This is a genomic window from Rhodococcus sp. P4_B6 (assembly GCF_056402215.1).
In genome coordinates this window covers 1-14833 of the sequence record NZ_JBFUHV010000030.1, presented here as the reverse complement: position 1 = coordinate 14833, position 14833 = coordinate 1, and the positions used below count along the sequence as shown (strand labels likewise).

The window sequence follows — 14833 nt, the reverse complement described above, 5'->3', positions numbered from 1 at the left end:
TTGTCACCGAGGCGCGGTAGCGCCGATTTGTCACCGAGGCGCGGTAGCGCGGTCAGTTCGGGGAGTCGCTGGAACTCGCGGCGCTGCCGCCGAGCAGGATCGTGCTGATCAGGTCCGGGTCGTCGGTCATCGGGACGTGCCCGATGCCGGGCAGGATCAGAATCCGCGCCTGCGGGAACACTCTGCGCACCCGTCGCGCTTGGTAGACGGGCAGGATCAGGTCCCGCCGCCCCCACGCCACGGTGACCGGTACCGTCGCGTCGACGACCGGCGGGAGGTCGAACGAGGCCGTCAACCCCTTGTCGACCAGAGCGTTCGTGGCCAGCGACTGCGCGTCGATCACGGCGTCCTCGTAGCGCACCCGACTGGGCCGCGCGAAGAAGGCGGCGAGTGTGGGATAGCGGACGGCTTTGTATCGCAACGCCTTCGGAGTGTTCGGGCCCAGCGCCCGGGTGACTCCGCGCAGAGCGCGGAACGTGTAGATGGTGCGGGCCTGATCGGCGTGATTGACGAAGAAGCCTGCCGGTGAGAGTGCCGTGGCCGAGGCGACCTCGCCGCGGGCGGCGAGGGCGAGCGAGAGCCAGCCGCCGAGCGAATTCCCTGCAACGTGCGGCCGTTCCCCGGCAGGCGTCACCGCGCGGACGAACCCGCTCAATTCCTCGACCAGTTGGTCCATCGTGTCCGCGCCGTCTTCGAGTGCCGCCGATTCGCCGTGCCCGGGAAGGTCGACGGTGACCACCCGGCGATAGGGGGTCAGTTGGTCGAGCAGGACGTTCCAGGCCTGCCTGCGATGCACCACCCCGTGCACGAGGACCAGGGTGGGGCCGGAACCGGCGATGTCGTGAGGCAAGTCCATGAGCAGATGTTACCGCTATCATGAGTAACATCTACTGTTCCGGCACCGTCGGCGAGGGGCCCCATCGCCCACGGACGTGGACGACGGGCCCCGGCATCGACCCCGATTCGGGTCAGTCGGGCCGCTGCGGGAAAAACACTAACCGGTCTGTTTGTTACTCGCCAGTCAGGGCCGTGACCTGGTCTCCAGCCGCACGCGGCGGATCCCGCAGACGCAAGAACGAGGCGGACGAGTTGGCGTGTAAGCCGGATCCTGTCCCCGGCGCCGAAGCTCCGGGTGGCGACCATCCATCTGGGCACACCGTCGCCGGGTACCTCGAGCGGTTCACCCGCAGGCTCGGGCGAGCAGCCCTCGAACACCTGCGCAGCCGCACCGGGTCCCGGAGGATCCGATGCGGCCTTCAACCTTGCTCCGGGCGGGGTTTACCTAGCCACCCCGGTCACCCGGGGTGCTGGTGCGCTCTTACCGCACCGTTTCACCCTGACCGACACCGCACCCCGGAGGATGTGGCGTCGGCGGTCTGTTTTCTGTGGCACTGTCCCGCGAGTCACCTCGGGTTGCCGTTAACAACCGCCCTGCTCTGTGGAGTCCGGACTTTCCTCGACTCGGGGCCTGCGCACTGATGTGCTGGTTCCCCGTGCCGCGGTCGCCCGGCCAACTCGTCCGCCCGATCAGCCTACAGTTCGCGCGAACGTGTCATGCCGCCGCACTATGGTCTGAGCATGACCCGATACGCCGCCCTCCTGCGCGGTATCAACGTGGGCGGCATCAACATCAAGATGGCCGACCTTCGCAGCACCTTCGCCGAGCTGGGATTCGAGAACGTGAAGACCGTCCTCGCGTCGGGCAACGTGCTGTTCGATTCCGACCGCGACGACGTCCCCGCGCTGAAGAGCGAGATCGAATCCGCGCTGCGCGCCGACTTCCACTACGAAGCCTGGGTTTTCGTCCTCGACCTCGACACGATCCGGAAGATCGTCGACGACTACCCGTTCGACCCCGAGCGAGAAGGCTGGCACCCGTACGTGCTGGTGACTCCCGACCCCGAGGTCCTGGACACCCTGCTGGGGATCCGGGACGACCTGGACCCGGAGGTCGAACGCGTGCAGGCCGGAGACGGTGTCCTGTACTGGGAGGTGGAACGGGGCATGACGCTGAAGAGCAAGTTCGGCAAGAGCACCGGCACTCCCAAACTCAAGGCCTTCACCACCACGCGGAACCTGCGCACCCTCCTCAAGCTCCTGAAGTGACCCGCCGGTGACTGTTCTGGCAGTGGCGCTCGTCGCCGCGGTCCTCGTCTTCGCGGTCGTCCGGCCTCGCCGGTTACCCGAGATCGTCGCGGCCGCACCGGCCGCCGTCATCGTCCTGGCCACCGGTCTGGTGACGCCGGCGCAGGCCCGGGACGAAGTGACCGAGATGGCCCCGACCGTCGGGTTCCTCGCGGCGATCCTCGTCCTCGCGCACCTCGCGGACGCGATGGGTGTGTTCACCTGGATCGCGGCCCGGCTGCGGCGCGGGGCCCGCGGAGATCCGAAGCGGTTGCTGACGCTCGTGTTCGGGGCCGCGGCACTCACCACGGCAGTGCTGAGTCTCGACGCGACGGTGGTGCTGCTGACGCCGGCGGTGATCGCGACGGCCCGCTCGCTGCGGATGGATCCGCGCCCCCATTCGTATGCCACGGCTCACCTGTCGAACACGGCGTCGACGCTGCTGCCCGTCTCCAACCTGACGAACCTGATCGCCTTTTCCGCGACGGGGTTGACCTTTCTCCATTTCACCGCCGTCATGGCGCTGCCCTGGGCGGTGGCGATCGTCGTCGAACTGATCCTGTTCCGGATGTTCTTCCGCCGCGACCTGGTTCGGCCCGACGCCGAACCGGAACCGGCCCGCGATCCAGCCGCACCGACCGTCGCACTGTCGATCATCGCCGCGACGCTCGTCGGTTTCGCGGTGTCCGGCTTCGTGGGAATCGCGCCGGCATGGGTGGCGGCGGCGGGGGCGATCGTGCTCGGCGTCGTCGCGCTGCGCGACGGCCGCACCGACTTCGGCCGCATCCTGTATTCGGTCGACGTGTGGTTCTGCGCGTTCGTCCTGGTCCTCGGCGTCGTCGTCGCCGGCGTCGCGAACGGCCCGATCGGGGACTGGATCGGCTCGCGGCTGCCGACCGACACGTCGTTCGCGGCCCTGCTCACGATGGCCGTCGTCGCGGCGGTCGCCGCGAATCTGGTGAACAACCTCCCCGCCACACTGCTCCTGCTGGCGGCGCTCGGACCCCACCCGCCGACCGCCCTCGTCCTGGCGATGCTGCTCGGGGTGAACCTCGGCCCCAACCTCACCTACGTGGGGTCGCTGGCGATCATGCTGTGGCGGCGGGTCTCAGCGCGAGCCGGATCGCCCGCGGATCTGCGGACCTTCACGATTCTCGCGCTGGTGACCACGCCGCTGACCCTGCTCGCGGCCGTTGTTGCCCTCTGGGCCTGTGAGTACTTATTAACCGCCGGCGGTTAATAAGTACTCACAGGTGGGAGGTGTCGTTGACCAGGCGGACGGACGAGCCGCCGTCGGGGTAGAACTCGKCGATGCTCAGCGACGCCAGATCCAGGTGCAGCCGGTACAGCAGCGACGGTCCCGCGTCGAGCGCCAGTTGCAGCAGGGTCTTGATCGGGGTCACATGCGTGACGACGAGAATCGTGGAGCCGCCGTAGGTGGCGGTGAGGTCGTCTCGGACCTTCACTATCCGCTCCCGGACCTCGTCGAAGCTCTCCCCCGCCGGCGGTCGCACCGACGTGTCCGACAACCATTTGCGGTGCAGTTCGGGGTCGCGGTCGGCGGCCTCTCTGAACGTGAGGCCCTCCCACTCGCCGAAGTCGGTTTCGGTGAGGCCCTCGTGCACGGTGACCGGGAGCCCGAGCACCTTCGCCGCCGCCGCCGCGGTCTGCTGCGCGCGCCCCAGCGGGGACGACACCACGGCCGCGATGCCGTCGTTGCCCGCGAAGCGCGAAGCCGCGCCGTTCGCCTGGGCCAGCCCGATCTCGGTGAGCGCCGGGTTCCCGCGACCCGAGTACCGCCGGTCGACGGACAGGACGGTCTGCCCGTGCCGGAGCAGCAGCATCCGGGTCGGGGCGCCGGTCGTGTCCATCCAGCCCGGCGCCGCCGGGGTGGGCTTGTCCGACGCCGCGGCGGCGGGTTCCGGTTCGGCGCCGTAACCGGCGGCACCGTCCATGGCCTCGTTGGCGAGGCGGTCGGCGTGCGCGTTCTCGGCCCGCGGAATCCACGTGTATGTCACGGAATCGAACTGCCGGGCGAGTTCCGACGCCCGGCGCTGCAGCGGAATCATGTCCGGGTGTTTGACCTTCCAGCGCCCGGACATCTGCTCGACCACCAGTTTGGAGTCCATCCGCACGTCCACCCCGGACGCGCCGAGTTCGGCGGCGGCCTCGAGCCCGGCGATCAGCCCCCGGTATTCGGCGACGTTGTTCGTGACGGTGCCGAGGCTTTCCTTGCGTTCGGCGAGGACGGCGCCGTCGGCGGCGGCGAACACCACGGTGCCGTAGCCCGCGGGTCCGGGATTACCGCGCGATCCACCGTCGGCCTCGACGACGACGCGACCGACGCTCACAGACCCGACTCCTTGGTGCGCACCAGGATCGCGCCGCACTCGGAGCAGCGCACCACGACGTCGGGTGCGGTGCCGGTGATGCGGGAGATCTCGCCGCGGTCGAGTTCGATGCGGCACGCTCCGCAGCGCCGCGCCTGCAGCAGCGCCGCGCCGACGCCGTTCTGGCTGCGCTGCTTCTCGTAGACGGTGATCAGGTCGGCGGGGAACTGGTCGGCGAGTGCCGCCCGGTCCCGGGTGCAGCGCTGCTCCGCGGCGTCCAGGTCGGCGACGGCGTCGTCGCGGCGGCGGGACGCGTCGATGAGGTCTTCCTCGACCTGCGACAGCTGCGCACCGGCGTGGTCGTGGTCGGACTGCGACGCCTCGCGCCGTTCCATCACCTCGAGCAGTTCGTCCTCGAGCAGTCCCTGACGGCGGACGAGGCTGCCGAGTTCGTGTTCGAGTTCGGTGAGCTGCTTCGATCCGACCGTTCCGCTCTCGAGGAGCTTGCGATCGCGGTCCTCACGCTGACGGACGGCGTCGACTTCGCCTTCGAGTTTGCGGATGTCGCGGTCGAGGTCGTCGAGGATGATCTCCACGGCCACGGCCGCGTCCTTACGGGTGACGCGCTCCGCCTCGAGCCGCTCGACTTCCTGACGCTCCGGGAGCGCGGTGCGTCGGTGGGCGATCCTCGACAGCTCCGCATCGACGCCGGCGAGGTCGAGAAGCTTGGACTGCACCTGTGGTTCGACGTTCACGCGTGGTAACTCCTGCTGTCTTCTGTGAAGGGTTCTTCTGCGGCAGATTGCTGGGTGTCAACCGTACCCCGGCGCATCACGGGTTTCGGCCGGACGGCGCTACGACGGCGGCGCGCTGATCGACCACGGATCGGTGCGGACCGCGGACACCTGCACCTGCCACCCCGATGTGTGCGCGAACGCGGTGTCGAGCACGCCCTTCGCCTGTTCGCACCACGGTTGCTCGCTCGCCCAGTGCGCGACGTCGATCAGGGCCGGACCTCCGGCGCGCAGGTGCTCGTCGGCCGGGTGGTGTCGCAGATCGGCGGTCACGTAGGCGTCCACGCCGAGACGTGCGACGTCGTCGAGGAACGAGTCGCCCGAGCCACCGCACACGGCGACGGTGCGGATCATGGCTTCGGGGTCGCCCGCGGCCCGCACACCCCACGTGGTTGCGGGCAGCGCGTCCGCCACCCGGTCGGTGAAGTCGCGCAGCGTCAGCGGTTCGGGTAGCTCGCCGACGCGTCCGAGTCCGCGGGGGCCGGGGAACGTCGCCGTCTCGAACACGTCGAACGCGACCTCCTCGTACGGGTGGGCGGCGCGCATGGCGGCGAGCACCTTCGGCCGGAGGGCTCGCGGCGCGATCACCTCCACCCGGCTCTCCTCGACCCGTTCGAGTGCGCCGACCTCGCCGAGTGCCGGATTCGCGCCGTCGGTCGGGAGGAACTGACCGTGACCGGTGACGGACCAGCTGCAGTCGCGGTAGTTGCCGATGTGTCCGGCGCCGGCGTCGAACAGTGCGCGGCGGACCGGGTCGGCGTCATCGGCGGGGACGAGGATCACCCATTTGTCGAGGTTCTCGGTGGGCTGCGGCTCGATCGGCCCGGTGACGGTGAGCCCGAGCGCCGCCGCGAGGGCGTCGGAGACGCCGGGGTCCGCGGAGTCGGCGTTGGTGTGCGCTGTGAACAGGGCGCAGCCGGCCTTGATCAGCTTGTGGACGAGCGCACCCTTCGGGGTGTGGGCGCCGACGGTGTCGACTCCGCGGAGCAGCAGCGGGTGGTGGACGAGGAGCAGGTCGGCACCGGCGGCGATCGCCTCGTCGACCACCGCGGCGGTCGGATCGACCGCGACTGTCACCGTCGCCACCGTGTCGTCGGGGTCGCCGCACACGAGGCCGACGGAGTCCCACGACTCGGCGAGGGCGGGCGGGTAGGCCGCGTCCAGGGTCGCGATCACGTCGGTGAGACGCACCGGGTTCACAGGATCTCCTTCATCGCGTCGACGAGCACGGCGGTCTGCTCCGCGGGGCGCACCGCGACGCGGAGGAGGTCCGGTCCGAGTCCGGGGAACGTGTCGCAGCGGCGTACAGCGATGCCCCGTTCGCGCAGGTGCTTGCGCATCAGTTCGCCGTCCGGCAGGCGGAGCAGCAGGAACGGCGCGACGGCGGGCCGGTGCACGGCAACGCCGATCCCGGTCAGCCGCCGGACCATGTCTTCGCGCCACTCGCCCAGCACGACGGCGTGGTCGCGGGCGGCGGCGACGGCCTGCGGTTCGCTGCACGCGGCGATCGCCTCCACCTGCAGGCTGCCCACCGGCCAGTGCGCCCGTCCCACCTGCAGTCGTTCGAGGATCTCGGGGGCCCCGAGCGCGTACCCGCAGCGCAGTCCCGCCAGCGCCCACGTCTTGGTGAGACTGCGGAGCACCAGCACGTCGGGCAGTGCGCGACCGGCCAGCGACTCGCCCTCGTCCGGGACCGCGTCCATGAACGCCTCGTCGACGACGACGATCCGGCCCGGTCGGCGCAACCGCAGGATCGCCTCGGCGGGGTGCAGTACCGACGTCGGGTTGGTTGGGTTGCCGATCACGACCAGGTCGGCCGATTCCGGGACCGTCGCCGAGTCGAGGACGTACGGGTCGTCGAGCAGCACCTGTGTGACCGGCACCTGCGCCTCCCGCAGCGCCCACTCCGGTTCGGTGAACGACGGGTGGATCAGCGCCGCCTCCCGGACTCCGAGCCGCGGCAGCAGGGAGAACCCCTCGGCGCCCCCGGCGAGCAGCAGCACCTCCTCGGGTGTCCGGCCGTGCCGGGACGCCACCGCGGTCCGGGCCGCGAGATCAGCCGCGACCGTCGGGTACGTGCCCAGGTGCGCCAGCGCGTCGGCGAGGCGGAGGCGCAGCCAGTCCGGTGGCCCGTCACCTTGCACGTTGACTGCGAAATCGAGAAGTCCGGGCCCCGCATCCACGTCTCCGTGGTGACGCAGGCTCTCCCGGCTCCCGGCACGAATGTCCACGATTGTCGAGCCTAAGGGACAATGGTCCGGTGACATCTCTCTCCACCTCCGCGTCCACCACCCCGCCTGCCTCTTCTGCCCTGTCCGCACCGATCGTGCTGTTCGACCTCGACGGCACGCTGACCGATTCCGCGCCCGGCATTCACGCCGGCTTCCGCCATGCGCTCGCGACGATCGGTCAGCCGGAACCGACCGACGAGATGATCGACGCCGTCATCGGCCCGCCGATGATCGACACGTTCCGGTCGATGGGACTGGGCGAAGACCTCGTGCAGCAAGCGATCGCCGCCTACTTCGAACGCTACGACCGCGTGGGGTGGGCCGAGAACGCCGTCTTCGACGGCATCGAGAAGGTGCTCGTCGCCGCCCACGACAGCGGCAGGAGGCTCGCCGTCGCCACGTCGAAGTCCGAGCGGTTCGCGATCCGCATCCTCGAACACTTCGAACTCGCGCACTACTTCGAGTTCATCGGTGGCGCCAGCGACGACGGCAGTCGCCGCGCCAAGTCCGACGTGATCGCGCATTCGCTGCGGAACCTGGGAGTCACCGCCACCGAGGGCGCCACCGCCGACGTCCTGATGATCGGCGACCGCGACCACGACGTCCTCGGCGCCGCGCACTGGGGCATCCCCGCGGTGTTCGTCGAGTGGGGTTACGGGTTCCCCACCGAGGCCGAGCGCGCGCACACGACGGCGCAGACCGTCGCCGACCTCGGGAAGTTGCTCGATGACGCGGCCTGACACCCCGCTGCACGTGACGTTCGTGTGCACCGGCAACATCTGCCGCTCCCCCATGGCCGAGAAGATCTTCGCCGAGCACCTCCGGCGGGAAGCCCTCGACGAGCGGGTGATGGTGAGCAGCGCCGGGACCCACGGCTGGCACGTCGGCCGTGAGGCCGACATCCGCACCAACGAGACCCTGAAGCTGAACGGCTATCCGACGGGCCACACGGCCGCGGAGGTCGGCCCGTTCCACCTCGGCGCCGATCTGGTGGTCGCTCTCGCGGCCAACCACGACCGTGAGCTTGCCCACATGGGCGTGCCCGACGAGCGCCGCCGGTTGCTGCGCAGTTTCGACCCGGACGCGGACACGTCGTCCGTACCCGACCCGTTCTACGGGGACCTCGAGGACTTCGAACGGGTCCGCCTCCAGATCGAGGCCGCGGTGCCCGGGCTGCTCGACTGGGTGCGCAGCCGGTAACCCACGATCAGGGGCCCGACCTGCGAGCGGCTACCGTGGAGGCGTGCGAAGGCTGAGATTTCTGTTGCGACCCGGCTGGTTGGTGTTGGCCTTGGTGGTCGCCGGATTCGCCTTCATGTGTTTCTACGTGCTCGCGCCGTGGCAGCTCGGCAAGAACACGTCCACGGAGCACCGGAACCAGCTGATCGCCGACTCGGTCGACGCCGAGCCCGTCCCGCTGGAGACCCTGCTGTCCGGCGGTGCGGCGAATCCGGACGACGAGTGGCGCCGCGTCACCGCGACCGGGTCGTACGTGCAGAACAGTGATCTGCTGGTCCGGTTGCGGTCCATCGAGTCGCAGCCCGCGTACGAGGTCCTGACCCCGTTGCAGCTGACCGACGGCCGCGCCATCCTGGTCAACCGCGGCTACGTGCGCCCGATCCAGGGCACCGAGGCGCCGCCGGTGGATCCGCCGCCGGCCGGGCCGGTGACGCTCGACGGTCGCGTCCGCAAGTCCGAGGGCACCATCGCGGGCAAGGAGCCGATCGACGAGAACGGGCTCCGGCAGGTGTACTACATCGACGCGGGCCAGATCGGCGGTTACATCGGCACCGACCTCGTCGACGCGTACGTGCAACTCGAACCCGATCAGCCGGGTGGCCTCGGCACTATTCCGCTCCCGCAACTCGACGCGGGCCCGTACCTGTCGTACGGCCTGCAGTGGCTGGCGTTCGGCATCATGGCCCCGCTCGGCCTGGCCTACTTCATCCGCGCGGAGTGGCGCGAACGCCGCAGGGAAAAGTCCGCGAAGGCCGCCGACGACGCCGCTCCCGCGCCCGTGGCCCGGAAGAAGCCGTTCACCCGGAGCAAACCGGTGGAATCAGCGCCGAGGACGGCGGCGGAAGCGAAACTGGCCGACCGCTACGGCAAGGGCCGCTGACACCAGCGCCGCACCACCCTGCACCGCGGTCGACAGCCGCACCGCCCGGTCGAGGTCGACGGGCCGGGGCGATGGCCCGGATCCGAGCACAGGTCGCATCTCGACGCCGTGCGCGTATTCGGTGCGCCCGCCCAGCGAGATCCCGAGAGCGCCCGCCGCGCTGGCCTCCGCGACACCGGCGTTGGGGCTGGGGTGCTGGGACGCGTCGCGCCGCCACGCCTCCCACGCCTCCTTCGGCGACCCGCCGACCGCCGGCGCGGCGACGACCGACAGCGCACCCGTCAGGCGGGCGGGCAGCAGGTTGAGGAGGTCGTCCCACCGCGCCGCGGCCCAGCCGAAGTTGCCGTACTTCGGCGAGCGGTAGCCGACCATCGCGTCCAGGGTGTTGGAGGCCCGGTAGACGAACAGTCCGGGGATGCCGGCCACCGCGCCCCACACGAACGCCCCGACCGCGGAATCGGACGTGTTCTCGGCCACCGACTCCAGCGTCGCCCGGGTGAGCCCGTCGACGCCGAGCACACTGGGGTCGCGACCGCACAGCGACGGCAAGAGGGCGCGGGCGGAGGCGAGGTCGTCCGCCTCGAGGTGCGCGGCCATTCTCGACCCGGTCCGTCCCAGGGACGTTCCGCCGAGCACCGCCCACGCTGCGACGGCGGTCGCGGCTGCCTCGCCGGCCCAGCCCCCGCGCCGCGCCACCCGCGCCGCGGCGACCCCCAGACCCGCCGCTCCACCGACCAGGACGGCAACGTGCACGATTCCGGCCGGCCGGGAGTCGCGGTACGTCGCCTTCTCCAATGCCATTGCGGTGCGGCCGAATCCGGCCACGGGATGCCATCGGGCGGGGTCGGCGAACGCGCGGTCGGCGGCGAAGCCGAGGAGCAGGCCTGCGGCGCGCGCGGTGGCGGGACGGGAGGTTCGATGCACGCCGCTATTTGTATCAACTAACGTTGCAGGCGATGTAAAGGAGCGTCCCATGAGTGCCGCGATCGACGAGTACCTGGCAGGCAAGGATCCGGACGCCACCGAGCGCCTGCTGCAGTTCCGTGACCTCGTTCTGGCCTGCGGCGAGGTGGACGAGCGCGTCCACCGGACCGAGGTCGCGTGGGCTCGGGCCCGCGTCTTCGCTGCCGCGTTCATCTATTCGTCGCGGCTCGAGATCGCCCTCGACCTGCGCCGCCGMGTCCATCACCCGCAGTTGCGGGAGGCGTTTCCCACCACGAAGACGGTGATCACGCACCGGTTGACGATCACCTCCGACGATCAGCTCGACGACACCCTGGCCGAGCTCCTCGCGGAGGCCTACGACACGGTGGGTCCGGGCACGCGCACCCGGTAGAGGCCGTCCCTGCCGGACGGACACGTTCCGGTCGGAATGTCTGATTCCTGAAACTCTCCTGAGGAACTCGCCAAGCGCCCTTTCGTGCGCCTACCATGGTATTTGCCGCCTCGTTCCCCCCATTCAGGGGCGGCGCACGGCCCCGCCCCGCTCACATCTTCGGTGCTGACTCAACACCCACGTGGCCCGGCGGGGTTCTGCGCGTCCGGTGGGGAATTTCAGTGAGCCATTGGAATCGGCGACTGGGCCTGAGACGATCGAAGGGTGTCCAGCGACGTGACGAAGCTCGGCGACGACGAACTGCTCGCGCTTCTCGCCGAGCAGCGAGCGCTGCTCGGCGAGTCGATCGCGAACGATTACGGCTGCGGAACGGTGCGCACCGTCACCAGCCGGATCGCCGAACTCGAGGCCGAACTCGATCGCCGCGGATCGACGGCCTCGCGACACGGCACCTGACCGACTACCGGGAGGGGCGGCTCGTGGCCGGCGCAGCCCAGACGCCGGCCACTCCCCCGCCGTCCTCGTAACGGTCGATCTTCACGATGCCCGCCCCGGGCTCGGTGGGCCGGTGCGTCTCGTTGACAGCCTGGAAGTCTGATTCGAAGGTTCTGTCGCTCGACGTGCCGTTGCGCAGCGTCACCTTGTACCTGGACATATCAGGAATATGCCACTGCAGGCGAAGCTCCGGGCGATGAACAGGTTAACTCCACGAAACCAGTCGGAGCACCGCAGCCGAACTGAAATGACACAAATCTGTGTTATTTCAGTCAGGACTGCTACCTTCGGTGCTGTGCCGTCCGACACACAGCTGATCTTCGCCGACCACGTCGGCCGCTTCTACGCCCGCCAGTACGGCTTCCCTCCGATGGCAGGACGTCTGCTGGGGTACCTGTTCGTATGCGACCCGCCGCAGCAGACGATCGACGAGCTGGGCGAAGCCCTCCTGGCGAGCCGGAGCGCCGTCACCGGCGCGGTCAAACTGCTCGAGGGCTATCGGATGGCGCGGCGCACCCGCGTGGCCGGTGAACGGGTGGACCGGGTGAGCCTGGACCCGGCGAGTCAGCAACCGCAGAACTTCGATTCCGCCCTCCACCGCGAGCACGCGGCACTGTTCCGGGAGGGGCTGGCGTTGCTGGCCGACGCCCCACCCGAACGCCGCGCTCCGCTCGAGGAGATGATCGCGCTGGCCGAGTTCCTCAGCGAGCGACTGCCTGAGTTGCGGGACGAATGGCACACACGCCGCGATGAGCTCCGAGCCCGGCGAACCAGCACAGTCGATCGAGAAGGGGACGTGCATCATGACTGAATCCGACCTGTCCGCTCTGCGCGAGCGAGCCGCGAACGGCGACGCGACGGCGGTCGACATCCTGATCGAACTCGCCGGCGAGCGGGGTGACATGGCCGAACTCCGGCGCCTCGCCGAGGGCGGCAGCTCCGACGCGGCCGACCAGCTCATCGAAGTCGCCACCGAACTGGGCGACCTGGACGAACTCCGGCGACTCGCCGACAGCGGAAACATCACCGCCGCCGAGCAGCTCGCGGAACTCACCGACGACTGACACCGGCGAAACGAGAAAGCCCCGACCGCGCACGAGCGCAGATCGGGGCCTTGCCTGACGGTGGGCGCGGAGGGTTTCGAACCCCCGACCGCTGGTGTGTAAAACCAGAGCTCTACCACTGAGCTACACGCCCGAACATCCGGCGAGAACCTCGCCGGATGCGCATCAGGACTCTAGCGTGGCGAGCGCTTTCTCCCAAGCTCCCTGGTCACGGGCCTCTCCGGGCCCGTTCATCTCGGCGAACCGGATGATGCCTTCCTTGTCGATGACGAAGGTGCCGCGGTTCGCGAAGCCCAGCTTGTCGTTGAAGACGCCGTACTGCTGCGCGACCGCGCCGTGCGGCCAGAAGTCGGCGAGCAGCGGGAAGGTGTATCCCTGTTCGGCGGACCAGATCTTGTGGGTCGGCGACGCACCGACGGAGAGGGCGAGGATCGCCGTCTCGTCGTTCTCGAACTTCGGCAGTTCGTCGCGAACCTTACAGAGCTCACCCTGGCACGTTCCGGTGAACGCGAGCGGGTAGAACACGAGCAGGACGTTCTTCTTTCCGCGGTAATCGGAAAGCGTCACCTCCTGGTTGTTCTGGTCCTTGAGGGTGAAATCGGGGGCGGTGGTGCCCACCTCGAGCGGCATGACGTGATTCCTTCGGTGAGTGAACGGGAAACGTGAGACTGTTCAGCGCTTGTTCGCGGGACGCGACTTCGGCTGAACCAGACGGCTTCCCGACCAGTCTCCGAGATTTGCCGCCGACGTCTGGGTGAGACCGGCTGTGGGCGCGGACTCGGCGATCTCGCTGGGCTCCACGTGACCGGGCTGACCGGTCTTGGGGGTGAGGACCCACACGAATCCATCGTCGGCCAGGGGCCCGATGGCATCCATGAGGGCGTCGACGAGGTCTCCGTCTTCGTCGCGCCACCACAGCAGCACGACGTCGATGACCTCGTCGGAATCCTCGTCCAGCAGTTCTCCACCGATGGTGTCCTCGACCGCGGCACGCAGGTCGTCGTCGGTGTCCTCGTCCCAGCCCAGTTCCTGTACCGCCATGTCGGCAGTGATCCCGAGTTTCTGAGCGTAGTTTTGGGCGTCCGCCGCGGCGACCACGGTGGGGTCCTCCTTTTGTTGACGGTGCTCGGATACCCGAACACCTGCCGGATGAAGATCAATTAGGTGAAAGCGAACATGCTCGAACGCTTTCGCGCAAGCCGACCACGCGAATTTTTCTGAGAATGTAGTGATGCGTGGTCATCGACCGAGCCTACGGTGCGGGAGTCACGATGTGGGGCAGGCTGCCCGAATCGAGTCGCTGAGCTCGTCTCCGCGGCTCGCGAGAGTGTTCAGAATGTCTCCGCGTTGCCCGCTGTCGACGGCCGCAGCGAGTTCGCGATAGTTGTTCGCGTAATCGGTGAGGAGTCCGGTCAAGTCGGGGGGAAGTGCGGGCGTGGCGGCGTTCGCACCGTCCGCGGCCGACCGGAGTGCCGCCGCCGCGGCACTCGCTTTCGCGCCGGTGTCCGCGGCTTCGGCGTTGGCGGCATCGATGAACGTGTTGTAGGTATCGATCGTGTCGCCGGCCCGGGTCACGAACATCGTGCACTGCTCCACGAGCGCCTCCCGCTCGGCCGCAGCCTTCTGCGAGGACGACGCGGCCACCGATGAGGACGTCGCTTCGGCGGCGTACTCGGCGGCCTGGGAATCGTTCTGCTGCGCGGTTCCCTCGATCGCGCCGCCACATCCGGCGATGACGCCGGCGCCGACGATCGCCGCGGCGGCAGCACTCAGCAGCCCCCAGCGGCGCGACGACGTGCACATTCGTCTCCCCCACGTTTTCGACGACATCGATAAATTCAACATTCGCCCCCGGATCTGCGCAAACGCTACCGAAGAGTAACCCGAGCACGGTGTGCCGACCGCGCCGCAATGGGGAAAGATGAGGGTGCGCCATATTCATAAAGGAGATGGATCGGGCCTAACAAGGCCGCGATCGCATGGAGAGGACGCCACACCGCGCGTCCCACCACAATGAGGAGCAACGTTGTCAGACCTGATCCAGGGACCCGCGTCTCAACCGGATTCCGCCACACCCGGCGCCGGAGCGGCCCAACCTTCCAACCCCAGTGCGACCCCGGGCTCCGACGGACGCGTGCGCGTCATCCGTGAGGGTGTTGCGTCGTATCTGCCGGATATCGATCCGGATGAGACCACGGAGTGGTTGGAATCGTTCGATGGTTTGTTGGACCGGTCCGGTCCGACTCGTGCCCGGTATCTGATGTTGCGGATGCTCGAGCGGGCCGGGGAGAAGCACGTCGCTCTGCCGGCGTTGACGTCGACCGATTATGTGAACACCAC

Annotated in this window: 19 protein-coding genes, 1 tRNA gene, 1 other RNA gene and 1 pseudogene; 10 read left to right on the top strand and 12 right to left on the bottom strand. The window is 69.0% G+C overall.

Annotation, left to right across the window (positions count from 1 at the left end):
* Positions 1–52: 52 nt before the first annotated feature.
* Both AC1DWT_RS16950 and rnpB read right to left on the bottom strand, forming a co-directional pair.
* The gene (locus AC1DWT_RS16950) at positions 53–856 is read right to left on the bottom strand and encodes an alpha/beta fold hydrolase (RefSeq protein WP_206012685.1); all 804 of its coding nucleotides are present in this window, start codon (positions 854–856) and stop codon (positions 53–55) included.
* 225 nt (positions 857–1081) lie between these two features.
* Positions 1082–1518, bottom strand: an RNA gene (rnpB, locus tag AC1DWT_RS16945) — RNase P RNA component class A.
* 36 nt (positions 1519–1554) lie between these two features.
* Between rnpB and AC1DWT_RS16940 the strand changes: the two genes are divergently transcribed.
* The gene (locus AC1DWT_RS16940) at positions 1555–2106 is read left to right on the top strand and encodes a DUF1697 domain-containing protein (protein WP_072945573.1); all 552 of its coding nucleotides are present in this window, start codon (positions 1555–1557) and stop codon (positions 2104–2106) included.
* 7 nt (positions 2107–2113) lie between these two features.
* The gene (locus AC1DWT_RS16935; RefSeq protein WP_072945525.1) at positions 2114–3364 is read left to right on the top strand and encodes an SLC13 family permease; all 1251 of its coding nucleotides are present in this window, start codon (positions 2114–2116) and stop codon (positions 3362–3364) included.
* A 7-nt stretch (positions 3365–3371) separates the two neighbouring features.
* On the opposite strand, the gene AC1DWT_RS16930 is transcribed toward AC1DWT_RS16935, so the two are convergent.
* The 4 genes from AC1DWT_RS16930 to cobC form a co-directional block, all read right to left on the bottom strand.
* Positions 3372–4475: a bifunctional RNase H/acid phosphatase gene (locus tag AC1DWT_RS16930; protein ID WP_477921487.1), complete on the bottom strand. Its 1104-nt coding sequence runs from the start codon at positions 4473–4475 to the stop codon at positions 3372–3374.
* Entirely contained in the window at positions 4472–5209 is a 738-nt protein-coding gene (locus AC1DWT_RS16925; RefSeq protein WP_206012686.1) for a zinc ribbon domain-containing protein, read from the bottom strand. Before AC1DWT_RS16925 ends, AC1DWT_RS16930 begins: the two co-directional genes overlap by 4 nt.
* 99 nt (positions 5210–5308) lie before the next feature.
* Positions 5309–6448 (bottom strand): Nif3-like dinuclear metal center hexameric protein, encoded by a 1140-nt coding sequence (locus AC1DWT_RS16920; RefSeq protein WP_206012687.1) that lies wholly within the window; start codon positions 6446–6448, stop codon positions 5309–5311.
* Complete coding sequence (gene cobC / locus AC1DWT_RS16915; protein WP_206012688.1) at positions 6445–7515, bottom strand: Rv2231c family histidinol phosphate aminotransferase CobC; 1071 nt, start codon at positions 7513–7515, stop codon at positions 6445–6447. The genes AC1DWT_RS16920 and cobC overlap by 4 nt, the downstream gene beginning before the upstream one ends.
* Between cobC and AC1DWT_RS16910 the strand changes: the two genes are divergently transcribed.
* Genes AC1DWT_RS16910 through AC1DWT_RS16900 form a run of 3 tightly spaced genes read left to right on the top strand, consistent with a single transcriptional unit; the run spans position 7509 to position 9598 of the window.
* A complete protein-coding gene (locus AC1DWT_RS16910; protein ID WP_095865217.1) occupies positions 7509–8219 on the top strand; it encodes an HAD hydrolase-like protein in 711 nt (236 codons plus the stop codon). The genes cobC and AC1DWT_RS16910 overlap by 7 nt on opposite strands.
* A complete protein-coding gene (locus tag AC1DWT_RS16905; protein WP_072945539.1) occupies positions 8206–8679 on the top strand; it encodes a low molecular weight protein-tyrosine-phosphatase in 474 nt (157 codons plus the stop codon). The genes AC1DWT_RS16910 and AC1DWT_RS16905 overlap by 14 nt, the downstream gene beginning before the upstream one ends.
* Before the next feature lie 43 nt (positions 8680–8722).
* Positions 8723–9598, top strand: coding sequence for an SURF1 family cytochrome oxidase biogenesis protein (locus AC1DWT_RS16900; protein WP_072945541.1), 876 nt, complete (start codon positions 8723–8725; stop codon positions 9596–9598).
* Here AC1DWT_RS16900 and AC1DWT_RS16895 read toward each other — a convergent pair.
* Positions 9539–10522 carry a cobalamin biosynthesis protein gene (locus AC1DWT_RS16895; RefSeq protein ID WP_206012689.1) on the bottom strand — a complete coding sequence of 328 codons (984 nt, stop codon included), beginning with the start codon at positions 10520–10522 and terminating at the stop codon, positions 9539–9541. The genes AC1DWT_RS16900 and AC1DWT_RS16895 overlap by 60 nt on opposite strands.
* A 49-nt stretch (positions 10523–10571) precedes the next feature.
* Between AC1DWT_RS16895 and AC1DWT_RS16890 the strand changes: the two genes are divergently transcribed.
* A complete protein-coding gene (locus AC1DWT_RS16890) occupies positions 10572–10934 on the top strand; it encodes a DUF5655 domain-containing protein (RefSeq protein ID WP_072945545.1) in 363 nt (120 codons plus the stop codon).
* 264 nt (positions 10935–11198) lie between these two features.
* Positions 11199–11390, top strand: a complete 192-nt coding sequence (locus AC1DWT_RS16885; RefSeq protein ID WP_095865214.1) for a hypothetical protein — start codon at positions 11199–11201, stop codon at positions 11388–11390.
* 4 nt (positions 11391–11394) lie between these two features.
* Here the strand turns inward: AC1DWT_RS16885 and AC1DWT_RS16880 are convergent, their stop codons facing one another.
* Positions 11395–11589, bottom strand: coding sequence for a hypothetical protein (locus AC1DWT_RS16880; protein ID WP_072945549.1), 195 nt, complete (start codon positions 11587–11589; stop codon positions 11395–11397).
* Between the two features lie 135 nt (positions 11590–11724).
* On the opposite strand from AC1DWT_RS16880, the gene AC1DWT_RS16875 reads away from it, so the two are divergent.
* Positions 11725–12240, top strand: coding sequence for a GbsR/MarR family transcriptional regulator (locus AC1DWT_RS16875; protein ID WP_072945551.1), 516 nt, complete (start codon positions 11725–11727; stop codon positions 12238–12240).
* The gene (locus tag AC1DWT_RS16870; RefSeq protein WP_072945553.1) at positions 12233–12493 is read left to right on the top strand and encodes a hypothetical protein; all 261 of its coding nucleotides are present in this window, start codon (positions 12233–12235) and stop codon (positions 12491–12493) included. Before AC1DWT_RS16875 ends, AC1DWT_RS16870 begins: the two co-directional genes overlap by 8 nt.
* Positions 12494–12554: 61 nt before the next feature.
* Here AC1DWT_RS16870 and AC1DWT_RS16865 read toward each other — a convergent pair.
* From AC1DWT_RS16865 to AC1DWT_RS16850, 4 genes are all read right to left on the bottom strand, one after another.
* Positions 12555–12626 (bottom strand) — tRNA-Val (locus tag AC1DWT_RS16865).
* Positions 12627–12658: 32 nt separating this feature from the next.
* On the bottom strand, positions 12659–13123 hold the full coding sequence (locus AC1DWT_RS16860) for a peroxiredoxin (RefSeq protein ID WP_072945554.1): 465 nt from the start codon (positions 13121–13123) through the stop codon (positions 12659–12661).
* 42 nt (positions 13124–13165) lie between these two features.
* Positions 13166–13591, bottom strand: a complete 426-nt coding sequence (locus AC1DWT_RS16855; protein WP_012688155.1) for a DUF3052 domain-containing protein — start codon at positions 13589–13591, stop codon at positions 13166–13168.
* Between the two features lie 168 nt (positions 13592–13759).
* Positions 13760–14323, bottom strand: coding sequence for a hypothetical protein (locus AC1DWT_RS16850; protein ID WP_241031275.1), 564 nt, complete (start codon positions 14321–14323; stop codon positions 13760–13762).
* Positions 14324–14519: 196 nt separating this feature from the next.
* Between AC1DWT_RS16850 and AC1DWT_RS16845 the strand changes: the two are divergent.
* A pseudogene (locus AC1DWT_RS16845) lies at positions 14520–14833 on the top strand (pyruvate dehydrogenase (acetyl-transferring), homodimeric type); the annotation flags it as partial.